Here is a 20,762-nt window from a genome sequence, read left to right as displayed (position 1 = left end):
ACTGATCGATTTTATTGTCACCCTCGCTGTGCTGCGATAGTGAACGATATAACTGATAGTGCAATTGGTTTGATGCCGTTCTCGCGTCGATAGATTTTTAAAAGCGGTACTGAAAATTCACTTGCCATTGGGTCTGGCTGGCGTTTTCCGCCTCCCACCACAGCTGACGGTTTTCCACATAGCTGTCCACTCGCGAGACCTCTGCCCCCACCTGCCAGTGTTTATCCAGGCGGTAGCGCCAGGCAACGGCCAGGCTCTCGCCGTGGCTGTTGTTCGGATCAAAGGCCCAGTGGTCGTTATCGATGACTTCAAAATCGTCGTAGCGCGCGCTGATGCGGTGTGCGCCCAGACTATGGCTTAGCAACAAAAACCATGCGCGGTAATCGTTGTTCACGCCGCGAGTATCACCCATCGCCGTCGAGCCTTGAATCGCTTGGGTGATTAAGCGGGTATTGTCGGTCAGCTTAAACAGCCAGGACAACGACCAAAATCGGGTATCCCAGGCGTACTGTCCGCTCTGTTCATTTAAAGAGGCCGGATCACCATTGTTATCGTAGTAGTACAGCCGCAACTGCGAGCGTTTGTAGTAATCCCAGTGGCCGCCCAGATAGTAACCAAAGCGGCCATCCACCTCGCTAAACGGCAAGACATCGTTGGCCTGCCAGCGCAGCTGGGGCGTGTCAAAGGCCGGGTTATCGGCGAAGGGAATGCGCTCGTTAAATAACGACTGCCGATCGTGAATGGCAAAGCCGCGCCAGGCGAGCAAACTGCCGGCCGGATCATTGGCTTTGTACACCGCACCCACCAGCTCAAGCGAATGCGGACTGTTGAAGCGTCGGCCGGGGCGGCCCAGAGTCAACTCGGCGCCAAAGGTGCGCAGCTCTTCGCCCACCCAGCTATTGATAGCGGAGTTGGTGTACAGGTAGGGCGATGTCCAGCCAATATCCGGGTTTTCCAAAGAGAGAGCCGGATAAAACCCACCCACTTGCAACTGCCATTCATAGCCGCTAGGCAAAAGCGGTTTGTAGCGCACGTAAGCTTCGGTAAAGCCGAGTTCGATATTTTCATCGCGATGGGCCTGGACAACCGCGTGCGCTGAGAATGCAGAGCCGAGCTCCTGGCGTAGACTCAGCACCGAGGAGCCCAGCGTGAGGCCGTTGTGTTGCTCGCTGTAACGATAGAGTCCTGAGCCACGGTAGAGCCAGGAATCCGGGTTTTCCGAGTCGGTGTAACGCAGTTGCACCAAGCCCTTAAACTGGGCGGCCAAGCTCAGTTTCGGCAACGCGCAAACGACAACCAGCACGAGCCATAAGGCTAAGGTTTTTTGGGGGTTAGTAGGCATCAAACTCGTCCACACCATAGTCTTGCAGCGGTGGTTTGAGTGGCTGGCGAATCACAACTTCGGTATCGGCGTGGGCCGCTGCCAGTTCGTGGTTTTCCACCTGGCCGATACGCGCAAAGCGCGAGTGCCAGACACTCACCGATGTCGCCTGCGCGGGTGCGCGCAACTGCGCTACGCCCTCGGCGTTGGTCTGCGCGTAAACACCGCCGTCCACCACAATAATATAGCCGAGCATCCAGTCGTGAATATTGCATCCGACTTCCACAACGCCGGGCTTGTCGAACAACAAGGGCTCGCGCGGTGTCTCTTTATAGAGTTTGATTTCGAACGTCTTGACCGGAGAGAAAGAGTACACATGGTGCATGATCGAGTCGGAGTTGGGAAAGGCGACCCGGCTGCCAAGGGGCACCGGCAGCACATGGGGCACAAACTCGCGATCTTTTTGATCCATAATGAATTCAGTGGTACTGAGCCCAGCCGCCACTGGCGTGCCGCTGACCCACACCACAGCGTCTTCCAGCGGCTCGCCCTCGGCGTCCATTACCGTGACTTGTAAAGCCCAAGCGCTCTGCGCCAGTAACACCCCCAAGCTGGCTCCAAGTGTCCATCGCCCCATGGTTACCCCACCTTAATCCGATGTAGTGCCCACGTGGGTGTTTGTATCGGGTCCCATCCCAGTAGGCTGCTAACACGCTTTGACGACAACTTTAACACAGGCAGCTACCGTCGCTAGGTTCATGCGCGGTTATACCCCGTCCTTCGCCGCAGATGCAGGACCGCATAAACGCGGCGGAGCTCAGTTTCTGGGCCCGACCCAAAGCCGGGCCCCGTGATCACAAATTCGCCTCGAGAAACGGCAGTATGTCCTTTTCCAGCACGGGCACGGCGTGAGTGTCAAAGCAGCTGCCAAATACTTCCAGGCAGCCGGTATCCATATAAGCGTGGTTCTTGCCCTCATAGATTTTAAGGGTCGCTGGCTGGCCCGCTGCTTTGAGTTTGTCCACATAGGCGGCCACCGCCTCTGGCGGCGTGGTGGTGTCTTCGCTACCGACATGGTGCAGTTGCGGCGGCAGTGGGTACTCACTGTTTTGCGGAATGTGGTAAACGGGCGAAACCGCCTGGTAGTAAAGCGGGTGATCCTGCGGATTGATATCACTGCCAAATATACCGCGCGCGTCGGTCTGGGCAAATTGCCAGAACATATTCTGTGGCGATTCAAACCCGCCACGCGCCGCGGCGAGCATATCAAAAGCGCCGTAGCTGACGACGGCCGCCTGCACCGCCAGGCCATCCTCTGCGGCGACCTGCTCGGCGGTTTTACCCTCGGGCAACCAGCTTGGGGTAAAGCCCAGGCTCTCGCCGCCAAACCCATCGGACTCGAGCGCCCTCCCGCGGGTCAAAATCATGGACGTCAAGTGACCTCCTGCGCTGTCACCGGTCACGGCAATGCGCGACGGATCGCCGCCATACTCAGCGATATGTGCCTTCACCCAGAGCAAGCCGCCAAACACATCCTCGACGATCTCGTTCATGGTGGTGGTGTTGTCGTTGTCCGGCAGCAGGCGGTAGTTCATGTTGGCCACCACGTAACCGCCCTCCTCGGCCAGGTACTGGCTCATGGCGTCCATAACGCTTTCGTTGTTGATCAGCCAACCGCCGCCGTGGTAAATCACCACCACCGGGCGCTTGGTATCGTCGGTTTTCGGCGAATAGATATCCAGGGTCAGGTTTTTGCCGTCGGCCACCACCCAGGGCACATTATCGTGCTTGGTAACGGTGTAGTGACCGGGGTGGGCAAACGCTGCCAGGGGAAGTGCCAGCATCAGGGCAAGTGCCGGGATCCGGCGGAGAATTGCTTGGTAGAGAGTTTGAAACACGGGAACACCTCTTATTGCTGTTTTTTCTTTACCTTAAAGTTGCCCGGCCTTCTGGGCCAGCGCCTTTTCACCACTTTACCTGACCCGCCGTCTCGACAAAGGCCGCAACAAAGTCGGTGTGCCTGTCGGCTTCGCGCACCCCCAGGTGAATTTGCTTGGCGACACCTTGAGCACCGAGGCGCAAGGCCACAAGGGGCAAACGCTCGGCGTATTCAGCCACCAGCCAGCGCGGCAGCGCCGCAACTCCTCGCCCGGCGGCCACGGTGTGCAAAAGAATATCCGTCGTTTCAATGGTCTTGTGCCGCCGCGGCGCGACGCCCGCGGGCATCAGAAAACAGCTGTAAATATCCAGCCGCTCAATGGGTACGGGGTAGGAAATGAGCAGCTCATCGATAAGATCCTGTGGCTCAACAAATGGCTTTTGGGCCAGCGGGTGATCGGCCTTCACAACCAATACCTGCTCGTAATCAAACACCGGGGTAAAAACCACTCCCGGCTTGTGCAGGGGGTCGGGGGTGACCAGCAGATCGATATCGTGGCCAAAAAGCGCGGCCATACCGCCAAATTGAAACTGCTGTTTGACGTCCACATCGACTCTGGGCCAAGCCTGTAGGTAAGGGCCCACTATCTTTAGCATCCACTGGTAGCAGGGGTGGCATTCCATACCTATGCGTAAAGTACCCCGTTCGCCAGCGGCTATCTGAGCCACCACCGCCTCGGCATGCTCGAACTGCGGTAAAAGACGGTTGGCCAGCCCCAGAAGATAGCGGCCAGCCGCGCTCAGGCGCAGCTGACGCCCTTCCTTCTCCCATAAAGAAGTGCCCAGACGCTGCTCAAGCTTTTTGACCGAATGACTCAGGGCCGACTGGGTGAGGTGAAGCTTATCCGCCGCCCGGGTAAGGGTGCCCTCTCTCTCAATCGCCCTGAGTATATCCAGATGATGTCGCTCGAGGATTTTATTCATGAGCCAGTCTCATATAAAAACAAAATAATACCATTATTAGTCATGGTTAACAGGGCTTAGACTGCGGCCACCTGACATGGGAGGCATTGATGGCGGCGACACACAACTTAGGCTTTGCGCGCATTGGCGCGGCGCGCGAACTGAAATTCGCTCAGGAGGACTATTGCAAGGCGATAAAGAACGGTTGCGGACGGGCGCCAAGCCAACGAGCGCATTCCCGCGAAGGGCTATGGATCAACCCCGACGGCAGATTGAAAACGCGCCAAGGGAACGAGGTGCTGCCTGCCCTACAAATACGGCGAGCGCGGCCAGACAATGGCGAGAGCGCGCCGCTTTACCCCGGCAACAGGGTGAGAGATCGATGGAGGGCACTCTCATTCTGTGCTCAATCGCAACCGTCCACTACCTCGCCTTCAAAACGCACGGCTTTTGCGGTCTTGTCGATTACGACAACACAATAGGGATAGGAGATGGCTGCATCCGCAGCACAGGAGAGCGGCCCGGTGTCCACATAGTGCACCATCAAGTGATCCCCCTCGTCTTCGATACGACTGATTTGCACGGAATAACTTAGAGAGGGCTTGAACCCGGTGTTAATAGCGATCACCTGCCGCTGATCAAAATCCACCTCGGGCGTGGTCACCTGCTCATTCAAATTGGTGGCCAGGTACCATTCGCGAAAGGCGTGGGACGTGTCAAACACTTCTGTCACTTCATCCTCATACGCCGAATGGGACGACACTCCAGGGCAGTCAATGGGTTCAAAATCCACGCTTTGGTGAGAATCCGATCCACCGCAGGCCGCCAGCAGGCTTATTACACTGAGTACACCGATTGGTCTGTACATGACTCACTCCCTTGTAATCACTAGGTAAGCCGCAGACTAAATTATGCGCCTCGCCGAAAAATTGCTCCCATCACAGCACACAAAAAAAGTGCTATCAATCCCGCACTTGTCACAATCAACCCGTGGGTCATAGATACGCCCCAGAAAAATTCCGGGGTTGCCTGACATAAGTCCTGCACCTCGAACATCCAGGGCATCCAGGTATCCAAAGGTGCCCACTCGGGAAAATTGGCCTTAAAACCACAGGCGCCTCCACTGCCGATCCCATACTCGACCTGTATCAGTCCCCAGGTTTCCAACGCCAACCCAATGCTTAAGCCTAGGCCAACCAAGCTGACAAGCACTTGCCCCCAAAACCAGCGCTTTAGCCCAAGTGCCAGCAGGGATAATATAAAAATCGCCGCCACCCACACACGCACATAAATGCACAGCTCGCAGGGATAATAGTGCAGTACATGCTGAAAATAGAGTGCGCCTCCTTCCAGTGCCAGCATCAGTCCCGCTACGAACCACCAGAAGTAGCGACAACCGGCCGCTTGCAAAAGACGCCCTACGTATTTACCCATGATTTTTTCTACCTTAAAGATAATCTGCTATGACCCGCTGGGCGCTGAAAAGTTTAGAGCGATGGCGCCAGCGCATTTATAGCTCACGAGGACATGAGCTTATCGCTAAATGTCATTTTGCCCTGCCCCTATGATTGGTTAGGATGGAGCCGATTACTTGTGAACACCCCTTTCAAGGAGGCTCCGATTATGTCACTGCGTATTGGCAGTACCGCCCCGAACTTTACCGCACAAACCACAGAAGGTGAAATCGATTTTCATCAATGGATCGGCGATAGCTGGGCGATTTTGTTTTCTCACCCCAAAGACTTCACCCCGGTGTGCACCACCGAGCTCGGCTATATGGCCAAGCTTAAGCCGGAGTTTGATAAGCGCAATACCAAGATTATCGGCCTGTCGGTGGACCCGGTGGATAACCACAGCAAGTGGGCCAAAGACATTGAGGAAACCCAAGGCACCTACCCCAACTACCCCATGATCGGCGATACCGATTTAAACGTCGCCAAGCTCTACGACATGCTGCCCGCCGACGAGGCCGGCGATGCGGGTGGGCGCAGCGCCGCCGATAATGCCACCGTGCGCGCCGTATTTTTGATTGGCCCGGATAAAAAGATCAAAGCGCAGTTGATTTACCCCATGACCAGTGGCCGCAACTTCAACGAGATCCTGCGCCTGCTCGATTCCATACAACTGACCGGCAAGCACACTGTGGCGACACCGGTGAACTGGCAACCCGGGGATGACATTATTATCCCACCCAGCGTGAGCGACGAAGACGCCAGGAAGAAATTCCCGGAGGGCTTTAATATCATCAAACCCTACCTGCGCACAGCAAAGCAACCGAAGTAGATGAGCGGCGGGGCCGGGCCCCGCCGCAGTCTCTCTACTCCCATTCCTCGCCATAGTGGTGAGTCAGCTCTTCTCCGGGTTTGATAGTGCGCAGTGCCTCTACCGATAAATCATCGTAGTAGGCCACGTTGGGTTGACTGCTGTGATTGATGTATTTGAGCCGACAGGTGACCTCCACCGGTCCTTTATCGGTATGCAGCACATAGGCACTATCGCGCACGGTTTTACGGGTTTTGCAAACACCGAGTAGCGTGCCTTTCTTAATCGCTTCGGTCGCAAACAAGCCTTTGCCGTGAATACCGCTGTCTTTCACTTTTAACGTCTTTTTCATTGGCTTACTCTTTCCCGTATATGCGCCAGCGCTGCAGAAAACATTGAATGCCAATCAGCGCTCTCCGGTTGATCCAGTCGGTGCCAGAAAAAGTCAAACCGCAGTCCACCACCATCTTCGGTATCAAACGACCACCGCTCCGGCAACTGATCGGCCTCCAAGGTCATTTGATAAAATTCCCAGACGCTCGCCGGCTCACCCAACGGCAAAGTACCTAGCGATTTTGTCGCCCACGCCACAAGACCGGACTCTTCCAGCAACTCCCGCTCGCAGGCAGCCGCCACGGACTCTCCAACCTCCACACCGCCTTTGACCAACTGAATACCCGCCAGCGGATGGCGGAAGACCATGATTTCAAGGTGAGGCCGGCGACGCAAGACCACCGGACAGGCTTTGTGAACTTTATCGATCATGGAGGGGGTCGCTTATCGATTAGCGGTAAAAACTCGCTGAAATGGGAAAACTGCAAATCCACCGAGGCAGGCAGTGGTTCAACCCTCTCGGTTTTCCAGAAGGTGGTCATACCCAGAGCATTGGCCGGTATCATGTCGGCTTCCAGGCTATCACCACAGAAGACCGTATCCGCGGGCTCGGCTTGAAGCGCGCTCAGGGCGGCGCGGAAAATGCGCGGGTCTGGTTTTTTAATGCCCAGCTCACCGGAGGTAAGAATTACGTCAAAGTAGGGTTCAATGCCGAGCGACGCAATTTTGCTGCGCTGGAAAGAATCCCGCCCATTGGTCACCACTCCCAAGCGGTAGCCTCGCTCTTTTAAGCCGCTGAGCACCGGCTTAACCTGCGGGTAGCCACGGCAGAACCGAGCGAAGTTCCTATCGAAGTCCTGGCGCATCTGCTCTGCCAAACCGGCCGGTAAATCAAACGCGCAGGCCAAGCGTGCAAACACCTCTTCCTTGGGTTGGATAACGCCATTTTCTTCGACAAAACGGGCGATGAATCTCTCGCGCGCGAGAGAAGGTGTGAAGCGAGTGTGCATATCAACCGCACAGGCTTGCAGGCTGGCCGCTTTATCGTGCAGGGTTCCATCCAGATCAAACAACACCGTCCGCACGAGTTACTCGCCCATTTCACGCACTAGTACAGCCCGAACGCAGCGCAGCACGCCGTAATTGTAAGCGCCGTCAAGCGCATCAAACACTGGCTTAAGCTTGAAAGGCTCGTCATCGTGCGCGAGCATGACATCAATAATGGCGTCTAGCTCTTGCTCGGGCAGCTCCACCACCTCGGCGACGTCCAGTTGGCCCTGCTCAATCAGGCCCGCTAAGTGCGTGTAGACGGTGGTATCGGTCAGATCCCGCTGACGAGCAATAGCCTCCACGCTCATACCGGCTTTAAACAGCGCAAAGGTTTCGTGCTCTGTGGCCCTGACGTTTTCGGCACTGCCCTGGTATTCACTGAGGCTCTGCACATGGGCGTCAATAGCCTCGGCAAAAGCCTCGCCATAGTGCTCGAGCTTGCTGGCACCGACGCCGGAGATTCGCGACAACGCCTCTACGCTGACAGGTTGATGGCTGACCATTTCCATTAAAGTGGCATCATGGAAGATCATATAAGGCGGTATAGCCTGCTCATCGGCCAGGCGTTTGCGCAACTGGCGCAGACTCTCCCACAGGGCTTTATCGGGCCCGGTGAGCGAGCCACCAGCGCTGGTGCGGGAGGATTTGCGCTCGGCGCTGACTTTGGTGTCGCGTCGCAGTTCGATGGTGTCTTCGCCCTTGAGCAGCGCACGGCATTTTTCCGTCAGCATCAAACCACCAAAACCGGCCACATCCACCTGCATCAGGCCGCGGGAAACCAACTGGCGAAACACCGAGCGCCACTGGTTCACATCCAGCTCCTGACCAATGGCAAAGGTGCTGAGTTTATCGTGACCAAACTGCGTCACCTTGTCCGTGGCCTTGCCCAAGAGCACATCAATTAAATGATTTACCCCAAAGCGCTGGCCCGTGCGATAACAACAGCTGAGCGCTTTTTGCGCTACCACTGTGCCTTCGTAAGTCACTGGCGGAGTCAGGCAGGTATCGCAATTGTTGCACGGGGCGTGTTCGCGCTCGCCAAAATACGACAAAAGCGCCTGGCGCCGGCAACTGGTGATTTCACACAATCCGAGCATGGCATCGAGCTTGTGATGCTCAACCCGCTTGTGCTCATCCGAGCCCTGGGATTGGCTGAGCATCTGCTTGAGCTTAATCACATCTTGCACACCGTAGGCCATCCAAGCGGTGGCGGGATTGCCGTCGCGCCCGGCGCGCCCGGTTTCCTGATAGTAGGACTCTATGCTTTTGGGCAGGTCCAGGTGCGCGACGAAACGTACGTCGGGTTTGTCGATGCCCATTCCAAAGGCAATGGTCGCAACAATGATCACGCCCTCTTCGCGCAAAAAACGCTCTTGATGTTGCTGGCGGGTCGCCGCCGGCAGGCCGGCGTGATAGGCCAGGGCGGTAAATCCCTGAGTGACGAGCCAGTTAGCGGTTTCTTCAACCTTGCGACGCGACAGGCAATAGACAATACCGGCATCTTGCGGGTGTTCATTGTGGAGAAAACGCAGCAGTTGCTGCCGGGCGTTGTTTTTTTGCTCTATGCGGTACTGAATGTTCGGACGGTCAAACCCGCTGACAAACTGCGCCGCCTGCTCAAGCTGCAGGCGGGTGATAATTTCGGCGCGGGTGCGATCATCCGCCGTGGCGGTGAGCGCAATGCGTGGCACCTTGGGAAACTGCTGGTGCAGCAAACTCAGTTGCAGGTAATCCGAGCGAAAGTCGTGCCCCCACTGGGACACGCAGTGCGCCTCGTCAATGGCGAACAGCGAGATATTCAGCTGGTGCAACATCTCCAGGGTGCGCGCCTGAATCAATCGCTCTGGGGCGATGTAGAGCATTTTAATCTCGCCCTGGCGCAGCCCCTGTTCGACGGCGCGGACTTCATCAAAAGCCAGACTGGAGTTTAGATAGGCGGCGCTGATACCCAGCTGAGCCAGGGCGTCCACCTGGTCTTGCATCAGGGCAATAAGCGGCGAGACCACGACTGCCACCCCATCGCACACCAGCGCTGGAATCTGATAGCACAAGGACTTGCCGCCCCCGGTGGGCATAAGCACCAGGGCGTCTTTACCGGCAATGACTGTGTCGATGATCTCGGCTTGTTGCCCGCGAAAGGCATCATAGCCAAAGGTGTTATTGAGGGTGGTAAGAGCTGCTTGATTCATCCGTGCAAGTGTAGCAGGAAAAGGCGGGGCAAGTCCCTTGCCCCGAAGAAGGATGAATTAGAAACGGTAGTTCAATGACAGCTCGTAATCGCGCGGCGCGCCATAGGCCAGCTGACTGTAGAAACCAATCTGGCTGTAGTAGGTTTCATCCAGCGCATTGTTGATATTGAACTGTACCGACAGTTGATCTGAAAACTCGTAGTTGGCCATCAGCCGAACCAAGGTGAAGGCCTCCTGCGTCAGGCGCTCGGCATCGCCGGTTACCGGATTGGTAGCATCGGTGTAGTTTTCGTCTTCCCAGTTTACCCCGGCGCCGATGGACAAGCCGTTCACCCAGGCATCCAGCTCGTACTTGGTAAAAAGGTTCAGCAACTTGCGCGGCTGGTTGGTGTTGACGGGGTTGCCGTCGGCGTCTTCCGCCGTAAAAGAGGACCAACCAACGCTCAGACTCCAGCCCGGTGCCAACTCGCCGCTGGCTTCCAGTTCGTAACCATCGCTGACCACCCCCTGGGCGCCGTAATATGCCTGATCGTCAGTGCCGGGCACCAGGTTGTCGCCATCGGCCTGAGCGACGTTGTCCTGCTCGATACGGAAAACAGCCGCCGCCAGGTTCAGTTGGCCATCGTAAAATTCGGCCTTGATACCGGCCTCGTAGTTGGCGCCTTCAACCGGGTCGAGCAGATCACCATTGGCGTCTTTGCTGTTTTGCGGGTTGAAAATCTCAGTGTAACTGACGTAGGCCGTGTAGTGCTCAGCAAAATCGTACACCAAGCCAGCGTAGGGTGTGATCACATTGTCGTTGCCGTACTCATAGGGCCCGCGCCAGTCAAAACCCTCAGCGTCCCAGTCACTGTAACGCGCGCCCAGAATCAGCTTGAGTGGATCGGCCAGCGACCAGCGGCTGACCACATAGGCGGCGGTTTCCACAGTGTCGCGTTTGTCGTACTCGTAGCTGCCCAGCCACTGGGGCTGGGGGTAGTTGCCGTCCCACTCGAAGAAGTTGCCGATGTCGGCCTGCTCGCCGCGATTGTAGCGATTGGCGACAAAGTTCTGATCGGTGCGCACCACACCCGCGCCCAGCTCATGCTCGCGCCCAAACAGCGACAAAGGCCCGTTCACGCGCAGCGTCATATTGTCCTGCTCGCGGGTGTTATCGTAGCGGCTAATAGACGGGCTCAAGCCCAGGCCGGTTTCTTTGTCGACAGTGCCCGAGGTATAGAGCAAGTTAAGCTTGCCGTCGTTTTCATTGTGATCGTAGCGAAGCTCGGCAATCCACTGGTTATCGAACTGGTGCAACAGATGGGCAAAGTACGTGGTGTTGGTGGAGGCCCAGCTGGTCCACTTGGTGCCGATATTTTTACTGCGCGGCCAGTCGGTGCGGGTGCCATCAGAATACCAAACGGGTAAACCGCCCCAACTGGACGCCGTGGGCTCGTTGTCCTGATAACTGGCGCCGACGCTCAAGCGGGTAGAGTCGGTGAGATCGGCATCGACAATGCCGTAGAAAACACCGGTTTTTTCTTCGCGCCAATCGATGTAGGAGTCGGCCTCTTTGTAACTGGCTGCCACTCGGGCGCGCACACTGCCTGAGCGATTGAGCGGTGTAGTCACATCCAGCTCACCCTGCACGCTGTTCCAACGGCCAAGGCGCAGAGACGTTTTACCCGTCAGTTCTTTGTCCACCGCGTGCTTGCGAACCAGGTTAATAGCCGCTGAAGGGTTACCGGCACCGGTCATCAGGCCGGTGGCACCGCGCACCACCTCTACCCGATCGTAAATGACGGTGCTCGACTGAGTTTCCCCCGCGCTCCAGCCTGAAGAGTAGGTCATGGGCACACCGTCGATCTGGACGTTATCTATACTAAAGCCGCGCGCCGAAAAGCTTTGACGCGAGCTATCGAGCTCTCTGGCGGAGACACCGGTAACCGAGTTGACCACATCGGTGAGGGACTCTAAATTCATGTCCTCGATCATCTGGCGGGTGACTACCGTCATAGACTGGGGTGTTTCACGGGCGGACAATCCAAGGCCGGTGGCCGTGCTTGCCGATCCCACGGTATAGGCATCTGAGCTGTCGGCCACGCCGCGCACGTTAATGGTTGGCAAAGCCTCATTGTCATTCTCAGCGGTATCAGCAGCGTAAACAAAAGGCGCGGAACAACTGACCACAGCCAAAATGGCAGCGGCCAGAGGGTGTCTAAAAACAGTCATAGTCCCCCCAAGGAACAGCGTTATCGAAAGATAATAAATGATAACTATTAACATTTAAATTTTCAATAGCGCGTGAGCTGAGTGCGTGCGCGTAACCTATCCGAACTCTCTCGCTGAATCGATACAGGGGGGGGATAAAAGCAGAAATGGCCGAAATGGAGGGATGGCGCGCAGAACGTCTGGATCAAGGGGCAGGCCACAGACCCGCGAAGGCACAACCGCGGGCCAGAGTGTAGCGGTGGGCTAATCGTTCGACGCAGACTGATGAGCGCGCCGCGTACTGGTGTTAGTAAGCAACCAAAAATCAAATATGCGGGACAGCACGACGACAAAGTCAGTAAATTCCGAAGGCTTGACTACATAACCGCTGGCACCGGACTCGTAACAGTTGACGACCTCAGCGCCACTGTCCGAGGTAGACAGAACAACGAAAGGCACCAAGGTTAATTTACCAGATGATTGGTAGCGCCTTGCCAGCACCTCCTGACCGCTAATGCCTGGCATATTCAAATCCAGCAAGACCAGATCCGGCAGCTCGGAAGACTGAGTCGCTTCTATGGCCTCCAACAGCTCCTTACCGGAATACAGGCTGACCAAATCCACCCGGCTCTCTAATTGCTTAGCAGCCGATTTCGCCAGAAAGACATCGTCGATGTCGTCATCGACCATCCAGACCGTGTAGGATTTTTCGGGCATTCTAAACTCCTTTTTATCGGTGGTGCGCTTTTTTAGAATCTCTCTTTATTGAGGTAGCTCTATCGTGAACCTGGCCCCTTTGCCCGGCTCCGATTCGGCGTATATTTCACCTTCATGGGCTTTCGCTATCTTCTCACAGATGGCCAGGCCTATGCCATTGCCAGGGTAGCGGTCGCGGCTGTTGAGTCGGTGAAAGGCCAGAAAAATTTTCTCTGCGTACTCCTGAGAGAACCCGATGCCGTTGTCCTGTACCGTTACTCTCGCGGTACGGCCCGAACCGCTATTTTCATTATATTCAACTGCCAGGGAAACGTGCGGGCTGACGCCGTCCCGATGATATTTAATGGCATTTTCAATCAGGTTTTTCAGTAGTTGGCCAAAAAGCCCTGCATCAACACTCAAGGGCCCATCTTGCTCAAGCTCGACCTGCGCTTGGTTGTCCGCTAAGAGTTCGGACAACTCTTCCTTAATCCCCTCGATCAAAACCGATAGCATCACCGTATCTCGCTGCAAACTGGACGAGGCGGCGCGGGAAAGCTGCAGTATATCCTGCACCAGCTGCTTCATACGCCGGGCCGACTCTGCCATTCGGCTTACCGCGTAGCTGGCCTCTTCATCCAGCGAAGCGGCTGACGGGTTGTGCTCCAATTGGGTGGCAAAAGAGACTATCTTGCGCAGCGGTTCTTGCAAATCGTGCGAGGCCAGGTAGGCGAAGCGCTCCAGATTGATGTTGGACTCCTGCAGCTGCTCTGAATACCGCTTCATTTCGGAGATATCGATAAACGACCCCAACATTTGCGTTGGACTACCCTTGTTATTCCAGGTAAACACCGAATCATAGCTAAAGCACCAAATCCAATGCCCCTGCTTGTGTCTGAACCGATACTCAAGCGGCAAAACCCCCTGATCTTCCATGGCCGCCACTTTCGTCATATGTTCGGTCACCTTTTCCCAGTCGTCGGGGTGGAACAAGTTTTCCATACTCTGCATGGAGGCAAAATCATCTTTGTCGTAACCAGTGATGGCGGTATAGCGATCGTTGATAAACACATTCGCCTGTTTTTCAAAGTCATAGATGTACAAGCCGCACAGGGACATATCCACCACAGATTTAAGAAAGCTCTCGCTTTCAGAGAGCTTTTTCTCCGCGTCTTTTAAATCGGTAATTTCTGTAGACGAACCTATAATCCGATAAATATTACCGACGCTGTTCATTAGCGGATAGAGTGCGGTTTTCCACCAAGTAGATTGTCCCTTGAGCTCCACATTTTCAACATAAGTCAGGGGTTTCCCGGTATCAAAGCAGCGCTTGTAGCGCCGATCAATCACCTGTGCATCCTCGTTTGGCATCATCCCGGGTGCCAAATCGAGGATGGTTTTCCCGAGCAGATCGCTTTCGCGACATCCCAATGCCTCTTCAATGGCGGGGTTAGCGGCGGCAAACACCTGTTTGCCATCACGCAGGCAGTCGAGTACAAAGACACCGTAAGAGGTGCCGCTGAAGATTGACTCGAGAAACTGGTTTTTTTCTTCAAGGCTGTTTGCCAGATCTTTGCGATGCTGAATGTCTTCCAGTGAGCCACACATGTAGTGGTGGGCCGTACCCCGCTGACCCACACTTTCCCCATGGGCCCGAAACCAACGCACACTGCGGTCCACTTGCAAACCACGAAACTCGATGTCAAAGGGCTCAGAGCCGACAATATGACGGTCCAGGGCAGCAAAAAATAGAGCTCTATCGGCTTCGTGAATATGAGCCTCCCAAAGGTTCATATTCACGTCCGCCGGTGGCTGGCTATAACCAAAAAGCTGCCACAATGTCGGTGACCACCACAGTTTGTTGCTACTTAAATCCCACTCCCACAAACCGTCACGAGTCGCCCCGGTAATTCTCTCAAACCGATTGTTGGCCTCTGACAAGCGTTTTTGTGAGGCCAGCTTTTCTGACATATCCGTCACTGCAACAAATACGCGCAGGTGATCGTCGAGCATCTTTTTATTAAGTTTAATTTCCACGGGAATGCGGGTGCCAGATTTATGCACGCCCTGCACCACCCGCCCTTCGGCCATAGCTCGACTCCAGCTGGCGGACTGGAAAAACTGATCGACCAACTGACGGTGAGAGGTTTTTATGCTGCCCTGAATCAAGACTTCTATGTTCTGCCCCGTCAACTCCCCTTCGGCGTAACCAAACAGCTCGCAAAGGGCATCATTGGCCATGGTGATCTCGCCGTTTTGCCCCACCACCATCAGCCCCACTGGGGAGGCGTTGGCGGCATCGCGCAAATTGCGCTCATTTTCGTATTGTGCCTGAAGCGCCAGACGATCGAGCTTCTCACGGTTGGCAGATTCCACCGCACGGCGCAATTGTTCAAAAGACGGGGTCGCGACAATCCTGGGAAGCGAGTAGGCAAGCACGACAGCGGTGGCGACCGAGATCACAGCCGTCCCCGCTTTGATCACCCCGTGAACGCCATAGCTGCCCACCCAAATGGTGTAGATGCTGTATAAGTGCGTCAAGCCACACAGCAATATGAACAGGGAAAAGAGCGTAAACAAGGAGGGGTAAAGCAAATCCGCTCGCTTACGGCGAATATACAGCAAGGCCGCCGGGATGCTGAAATAGGCGGCGGCGATGGCGACGTCTGAGGCGACGTGAGTCCAAAGTATGGACGGCCGCCAGAGGTAGCAGTGCCCGTGGGGCATATAATCCTGGCTCAGAAATCCCAACCACTGTGCATCCACCGCCTACCTCCTGTAAATCCCTGATCTGATTGTCTATAAGTGTAGCGCTTGGCAGCCAAAACCGCAGGTTCGGCAGAAGATTTTTCCGCCATATGACACGGAGGCGTCTACACTTTGAGTAAAATTACCTCAAGGAAAATCTCCATGTGTGCCCGTTTGACCACGACCCTATGGCTACTGGCCAGCCTCCTACTGCCCACCCACGCCCAGAGCGAGGCCTTTACCCCCCGTGGCATGCTGGATTTCAACCTCTATCCCTACCAAAGCGATGTGGATACCGACAGTGTCTTTACGTTGAACACCGCCTCTACCCTGCCCGGTCGGCTCTCCTACTTTGGGTTTATCAACCTCGCCGGCCAAAACGATGGTACCGATACCACTGGTTACTACGCCGAGCAGAGCCTATACTGGAAAACCGGGGCTTCCTACGGGCTTGACCTCACCGCCCAGGCGGCCTTTGCCAGCGGCGAGGACAACGATAAGCTGCGCTTGGGTGTGCGCTGGCGCGCTCATGACACCGGGTTTAGCCGAGCACTGTTTGAATACCTACACCTGAACTACACCCTGAATCTCCACTTTGTCCAATTTGACCACAGTAGCGCCTATGTTTGGCAACTCGAGCACGCCTTTTACCTACGCATGCCCTACCTGAGCGAGCGCTTGTATCTGGGAGGCTTTATGGATCACACCTTTAACGAGGACTTGCCGACGGGCTTTCCGTCAAACCCTGTGGTGGCGGAGGCGCAACTTGGTTATCGGCTGTGGGACAGGCTGTATCTGGTGGGGGAATATCGCATCAACCAATACCGCCGCAGTGACGTCAACAACTTTGCGGCGGGACTGGAATACAAAATAACCTTTTAAATCAACTGCGGCCAAAAATGCCTTTAAAGGCGTTGGCAAGATCTGCCGGATAAACCACGGTTTTCGAGTTTTGCGATGTGGACAAATCGCTGATGGACTCGATGTATTTTTCACCCAGCAGATACATAACGGGCAGTTCGTCGCCGTCTTTTACCGCCTCAGTCACGACTTTAATGGAACGGGCGGAGGCATCGGCCAACACGATTTTAGCCTCAGCATCGCGCCTGGAAGCCTCAAGACGGCCGTCCGCTTCCAAAATCGCCGCCTGCTTTTCCCCTTCGGCACGGGTAACAGCGGCGCGGCGCTGACGCTCGGCAGCCGCTTGCTCTTCCATGGCCTGCTGCATGGTGGGTGAAGGGTTAATGTCCTGAATCTCAACCGTTTTCAACACAATACCCCAGTCGGCAATATCGTCTGAAATGGACTCTTTCAGTTTGGCCTTGATCTGGTCGCGCGAGGAGAGGGCCGAATCCAGAGCCATTTCACCAATAATGGAGCGCAACGAAGTCTGAATCAGGTTTTGAATAGCGATGGTGTAGTCTTCAACCCCGTACACGGATTTTTCCGGGCTGACGATATTGATATAAGCCACCGCGTTAGCAATGATCACCGCGTTATCGTAGGTAATCACGTCCTGAGACGGAATATCCAGCACAATATCTTTGGTGGTGACTTTATAGGCCACAGTGTCAAAAAACGGAATAATCAGATTTAACCCTGGCGTCAGGGTCGTGTGGTATTTACCCAGGCGCTGCACGACATCCTTGCGCCCCTGCGGCACAATGCGCACTCCACGGGTAATGACAATAATGGCCAATACGACAATAGCAACAACCGTAATCAAGGCATCCATAACGTTTTTCCTAGTGATTAGCTTTGACAATAAGATCGTTACCGGAAAAGTCGGTAACGCTGACCCGATCACCCGGGCTGAGCGGCTCCTGGCTGATAAACCGCCACTCGTCTTCCCCCAGTATTGGAGCGGAAAAACGCAGGCGACCCCGACCACTCGCCGGGTTATATTCAAGCACTATACCCACCTGCCCCAGGGTTCTCTCCATGGCCATACCGGAGCGGGACTTGTCTTTCATTCGCGGCGCAACCCACTTGAACCAGGCCAGCAGACAGACCAGGGAGAATATCGCCCAAACCAGTAGCTGAGCGGCAAAAGACAGGGGGACAAACCAGCTCACCAACCCCACAATAATGGCGCTGACGCCCAACCAAAGCATAAAAAAACTGGGGAGTAGTATTTCGAGGGCTGCCAATGCAAAACCGATGACCACCCACAGCCAGACGGGCAGGCCCGAATCAAGCCATTCGTTCATTCAATCCTCCTTGCGGGCACCCGAGTGGGTTGTGATTATCGCAAGTGCCCAGGCCGGACAGTATAGCCAGACTCGCCCCCATCGCGCCAGAGCGAGCCCAGGCGCTGAGGGTAAAGCGAAAAAGGCCGACAAGGAGGGGCCAGACCCAGCCAGGGCGCTCGTGTCGCGCTGCAGGGTCTGGTTGTCGCAACGGCGTTAAAATTGACGCCGCTGTAAGGTTACAAATCAGCGCTGGGCGAAAGCTGAAACATCAACGACCGGGGCTGGACATGGCAAACGTCCTGAGACACCACCACGTCCTCCGACACCTGGGTTTCGTAGCCGTCTAAAGACACAGTAATGGTGTAACGCCCCGCCCGCTCCGGTGCCCCATAGAAAACGCAGGCATCCAAACTCTCACGGTATTCAGCCCTCAGCGTTTCGGTGTAATCATCGTCCACCGCCACCACTTGGGCGCCGCAGTTATCGATTGGCTGCATGAACTGGCCGCTGACATACACCTCAAGACCAAACTCAATATGATCAGTACATCCCACGGGGCCACCACCAATGGGGCCTCTTGGCGGCTCATCGCTGCCCCAAAGCGTCGCCCAGATGACTTCATCAATGGTATAGAAAACAGCGTCACCGTGGAGCAAACCACGTCTTTCGCCCGTGAGAAAAGAGGCGGACTGGAGGTTTCCACCTAATAACATACCTTCGCTTCTCAGCTGCCCCGCGGCCGAATTCAACCCTTTTAACTCGATCATCTGCAACCCCGTGTAATTGCCGGAAAATTGCGATGAACTGTTTACATGAACAGGAAAGCTTATTCGGGTGGTGCTTTCATCCATCTTTAACACATTGAGTGCTCGCAAATCATCCAAGGCCTCACTGTAGGTGCCGGCATCACCTATAACCAGTTGCCCGGACAAGGTCGGCACGCCATCATCAATGTTGACCAACTGCGCCTTTATACCCAAATCCATCCCATTTTCCGGGTCTACCTCATACCCCAGGGTAAACAAGAAGCGATCATTCAACGGATGAATGTAAGTGGCATAACCGGGAACCTCCAATGATCCAGCAATAAAAGGGTCTAAAGGATCGGTCAAGTCCAGAACATACAAAGGGTCAACCTGGCGGAAAGTCACAACGTAAGCGCGGTTTTCCGTAAATCTCACCGCGTAGACGTCTTCATCTGGCTTTCCAATCGGCTCAGAGCGAGTCTCGTTAGGCAAGCTGGCAATGGTTTCAAGTGCTTGGTCGAACTGACTCAAAATCGACAACCGGTGCAGTCTGCGCCAATCAGGCGTCCATTCGGTTGACAAAACCCGGAGCAGCCCCTCGTGCTCATGAATTCTAAAGTGTGCGTCATTATTAACCGAGCCGCGTACACTTCCTGTCGCCGCATACACAACGCCCATCGCCTCTAGATCGAACTTATGGATAACTGTGCGATTGTAGTCATCAGCCCACACCGTGCCGGTCAAATAGAGAGACTCTGGGCTCATAACCATCGACTTGACGCCTGTGGCGACACATTCACTGGAAACCACCGTTTTAGACTCTAGATCAATAGCCGTGAGATTGACCAACGAGTGGAAGCCGCTCGTTTCCTCAACATCACTTTGCGCCAGACAGGTGTCACTCAGAGGCCGGGAAACACCGCCCTTGGTATAGTTTGGGACAATTTCCTCAAGTGTAGCCTGCTGCAACAGCGCTTCGTTTTGCTCGCGGCTACCCTCATTGTGTTCAAAACCAAGGTTTGTTACCCAGGGATCAAAACGCGAAACAAGGTAAAGGGTATTGTCAATGCGGCGACTGTCTATCAGGCGGCCATCCATGGTTAGCTCTCCAGCCTCACTCGGAGAGCCCGGATTGCTCACATCAATAAATTCAACTTTAATCTTCCCGTTGGCCGGTTCAAACCAAGGCGTTGTAATGCACACAGGCAGGGCTGTAGGCATAATGGGGTCAAGGTTTCCCGGCTGCTCTCGCAAGCTGACGATCTCAGAGGATTGTCCGTCACTCTCTGTTAAAAATAGGGCTGCACTGTCTCCCCACTGAGAGCCTTCAAAGTCAAACCGGCCGACAATCTCGGCGTCGGGAACTTCCGGCTCCGTAGCCACAATCTGGATGCCTGCGGGGTTTTCGTCACCACGATCGGGGTAGGCGATAAACCAATGTTTACCATCGTATTTAACAACATCCGCCTCATCCACGCCTGCCACATGCACATTGGTCTCAGAGAAGGATGAATCCGTCGAAGGCGCAGGAGGTGCAGGTGGGCGCGGCGAAAAATCACTGTTGTCTTCATAGGCCTCCAGCTCTTCACTTAAAGGGTAATCGTAGCTGGAAAGCTGGAGACGCAGACCATTTTTTATCAACCGAGTTAATTGATCGCTATTGATTCTGACCAATGGCGACTCCGTCGGCTGGCTAGGCTTCAAAGCGGAGTAATCTCGCACAATGGCCTCGCTAGAGGACGAGTTGTCGGACGACGCCAAAGAAGAGGACATGCTCGAAGATTCATTCGAGGAAACCAAGGAAGATGACGTGCTCGATGAACTATGCGAGGAGGCCGAACTCGACGACGGCTCAGAGGACGACGATACCACTGACGAGGAAGACTCATCCAGGGCATCACTGCTGGAGGAAACAGAAAGAGATGAACTGCCAACAGAAGCACCAGGCGGTTGACTTACACCTGAGCTTGAAGAACCTCCACAACCCGATAAAAACATCACTAAAACAAACATGTACAGCGATCTCACAGCCACCTCCTATGTAAGCTAGAATGCCACACTGACAACTATCACTTGGCACCTGAGACAAAAATTATGCGTTACCAGACTAGCACTTCGAGTTCTGAAGTCTGTGCAAACTTGTAAAATGAGGCCCTAAGGCGCCAACAACTTCAATTCACCATGCAAAAGCTGC

Annotated in this window: 18 protein-coding genes; 2 read left to right on the top strand and 16 right to left on the bottom strand. The window is 55.0% G+C overall.

The window, feature by feature from the left end:
* Positions 1-97: 97 nt before the first annotated feature.
* From QWI16_RS15835 to QWI16_RS15810, 6 genes are all read right to left on the bottom strand, one after another.
* On the bottom strand, positions 98-1,342 hold the full coding sequence (locus tag QWI16_RS15835) for a hypothetical protein (RefSeq protein WP_302714574.1): 1,245 nt from the start codon (positions 1,340-1,342) through the stop codon (positions 98-100).
* Complete coding sequence (locus QWI16_RS15830) at positions 1,332-1,958, bottom strand: methylamine utilization protein (RefSeq protein ID WP_302714573.1); 627 nt, start codon at positions 1,956-1,958, stop codon at positions 1,332-1,334. The genes QWI16_RS15835 and QWI16_RS15830 overlap by 11 nt, the downstream gene beginning before the upstream one ends.
* Positions 1,959-2,175: 217 nt before the next feature.
* A complete protein-coding gene (locus tag QWI16_RS15825; protein ID WP_302714572.1) occupies positions 2,176-3,219 on the bottom strand; it encodes an alpha/beta hydrolase in 1,044 nt (347 codons plus the stop codon).
* Between the two features lie 67 nt (positions 3,220-3,286).
* Complete coding sequence (locus QWI16_RS15820; protein ID WP_302714571.1) at positions 3,287-4,183, bottom strand: LysR family transcriptional regulator; 897 nt, start codon at positions 4,181-4,183, stop codon at positions 3,287-3,289.
* Positions 4,184-4,568: 385 nt separating this feature from the next.
* Positions 4,569-5,030: a protease complex subunit PrcB family protein gene (locus QWI16_RS15815; RefSeq protein ID WP_302714570.1), complete on the bottom strand. Its 462-nt coding sequence runs from the start codon at positions 5,028-5,030 to the stop codon at positions 4,569-4,571.
* Between the two features lie 41 nt (positions 5,031-5,071).
* Positions 5,072-5,596, bottom strand: coding sequence for a disulfide bond formation protein B (locus tag QWI16_RS15810; RefSeq protein WP_302714569.1), 525 nt, complete (start codon positions 5,594-5,596; stop codon positions 5,072-5,074).
* Between the two features lie 189 nt (positions 5,597-5,785).
* Here QWI16_RS15810 and QWI16_RS15805 point away from each other — a divergent pair, with 189 nt between their 5' ends.
* Complete coding sequence (locus QWI16_RS15805) at positions 5,786-6,445, top strand: peroxiredoxin (protein ID WP_302714568.1); 660 nt, start codon at positions 5,786-5,788, stop codon at positions 6,443-6,445.
* Between the two features lie 34 nt (positions 6,446-6,479).
* Here the strand turns inward: QWI16_RS15805 and QWI16_RS15800 are convergent, their stop codons facing one another.
* The 7 genes from QWI16_RS15800 to QWI16_RS15770 all read right to left on the bottom strand — a co-directional run bounded on the left by QWI16_RS15800 (position 6,480) and on the right by QWI16_RS15770 (position 15,648).
* Entirely contained in the window at positions 6,480-6,776 is a 297-nt protein-coding gene (locus QWI16_RS15800; RefSeq protein WP_302714567.1) for an SET domain-containing protein, read from the bottom strand.
* Positions 6,773-7,189 carry an NUDIX domain-containing protein gene (locus tag QWI16_RS15795; RefSeq protein WP_302714566.1) on the bottom strand — a complete coding sequence of 139 codons (417 nt, stop codon included), beginning with the start codon at positions 7,187-7,189 and terminating at the stop codon, positions 6,773-6,775. The genes QWI16_RS15800 and QWI16_RS15795 overlap by 4 nt, the downstream gene beginning before the upstream one ends.
* Positions 7,186-7,842: an HAD family hydrolase gene (locus QWI16_RS15790; protein WP_302714565.1), complete on the bottom strand. Its 657-nt coding sequence runs from the start codon at positions 7,840-7,842 to the stop codon at positions 7,186-7,188. Before QWI16_RS15790 ends, QWI16_RS15795 begins: the two co-directional genes overlap by 4 nt.
* Before the next feature lie 3 nt (positions 7,843-7,845).
* A complete protein-coding gene (gene recQ / locus QWI16_RS15785; RefSeq protein ID WP_302714564.1) occupies positions 7,846-9,996 on the bottom strand; it encodes a DNA helicase RecQ in 2,151 nt (716 codons plus the stop codon).
* A 57-nt stretch (positions 9,997-10,053) separates the two neighbouring features.
* A complete protein-coding gene (locus QWI16_RS15780) occupies positions 10,054-12,207 on the bottom strand; it encodes a TonB-dependent siderophore receptor (RefSeq protein WP_302714563.1) in 2,154 nt (717 codons plus the stop codon).
* A 243-nt stretch (positions 12,208-12,450) separates the two neighbouring features.
* The gene (locus tag QWI16_RS15775) at positions 12,451-12,903 is read right to left on the bottom strand and encodes a response regulator (protein ID WP_302714562.1); all 453 of its coding nucleotides are present in this window, start codon (positions 12,901-12,903) and stop codon (positions 12,451-12,453) included.
* Between the two features lie 45 nt (positions 12,904-12,948).
* Positions 12,949-15,648, bottom strand: a complete 2,700-nt coding sequence (locus QWI16_RS15770; protein ID WP_302714561.1) for a PAS domain S-box protein — start codon at positions 15,646-15,648, stop codon at positions 12,949-12,951.
* Positions 15,649-15,792: 144 nt separating this feature from the next.
* On the opposite strand from QWI16_RS15770, the gene QWI16_RS15765 reads away from it, so the two are divergent.
* Positions 15,793-16,512, top strand: a complete 720-nt coding sequence (locus tag QWI16_RS15765) for a hypothetical protein (protein ID WP_302714558.1) — start codon at positions 15,793-15,795, stop codon at positions 16,510-16,512.
* Position 16,513: 1 nt separating this feature from the next.
* Here the strand turns inward: QWI16_RS15765 and QWI16_RS15760 are convergent, their stop codons facing one another.
* From QWI16_RS15760 to QWI16_RS15750, 3 genes are all read right to left on the bottom strand, one after another.
* The gene (locus QWI16_RS15760) at positions 16,514-17,365 is read right to left on the bottom strand and encodes an SPFH domain-containing protein (protein WP_302714555.1); all 852 of its coding nucleotides are present in this window, start codon (positions 17,363-17,365) and stop codon (positions 16,514-16,516) included.
* 10 nt (positions 17,366-17,375) lie between these two features.
* Positions 17,376-17,840 carry an NfeD family protein gene (locus QWI16_RS15755; protein WP_302714553.1) on the bottom strand — a complete coding sequence of 155 codons (465 nt, stop codon included), beginning with the start codon at positions 17,838-17,840 and terminating at the stop codon, positions 17,376-17,378.
* A gap of 218 nt (positions 17,841-18,058) precedes the next feature.
* On the bottom strand, positions 18,059-20,596 hold the full coding sequence (locus QWI16_RS15750) for a beta-propeller domain-containing protein (protein WP_302714551.1): 2,538 nt from the start codon (positions 20,594-20,596) through the stop codon (positions 18,059-18,061).
* Positions 20,597-20,762: the final 166 nt, after the last annotated feature.

The organism is Gilvimarinus algae (assembly GCF_030518215.1).
Classification (GTDB): domain Bacteria; phylum Pseudomonadota; class Gammaproteobacteria; order Pseudomonadales; family Cellvibrionaceae; genus Gilvimarinus; species Gilvimarinus algae.
The sequence above is the reverse complement of the archived record's forward strand: the minus strand, read 5'-3'. Positions and strand labels throughout refer to the sequence as shown.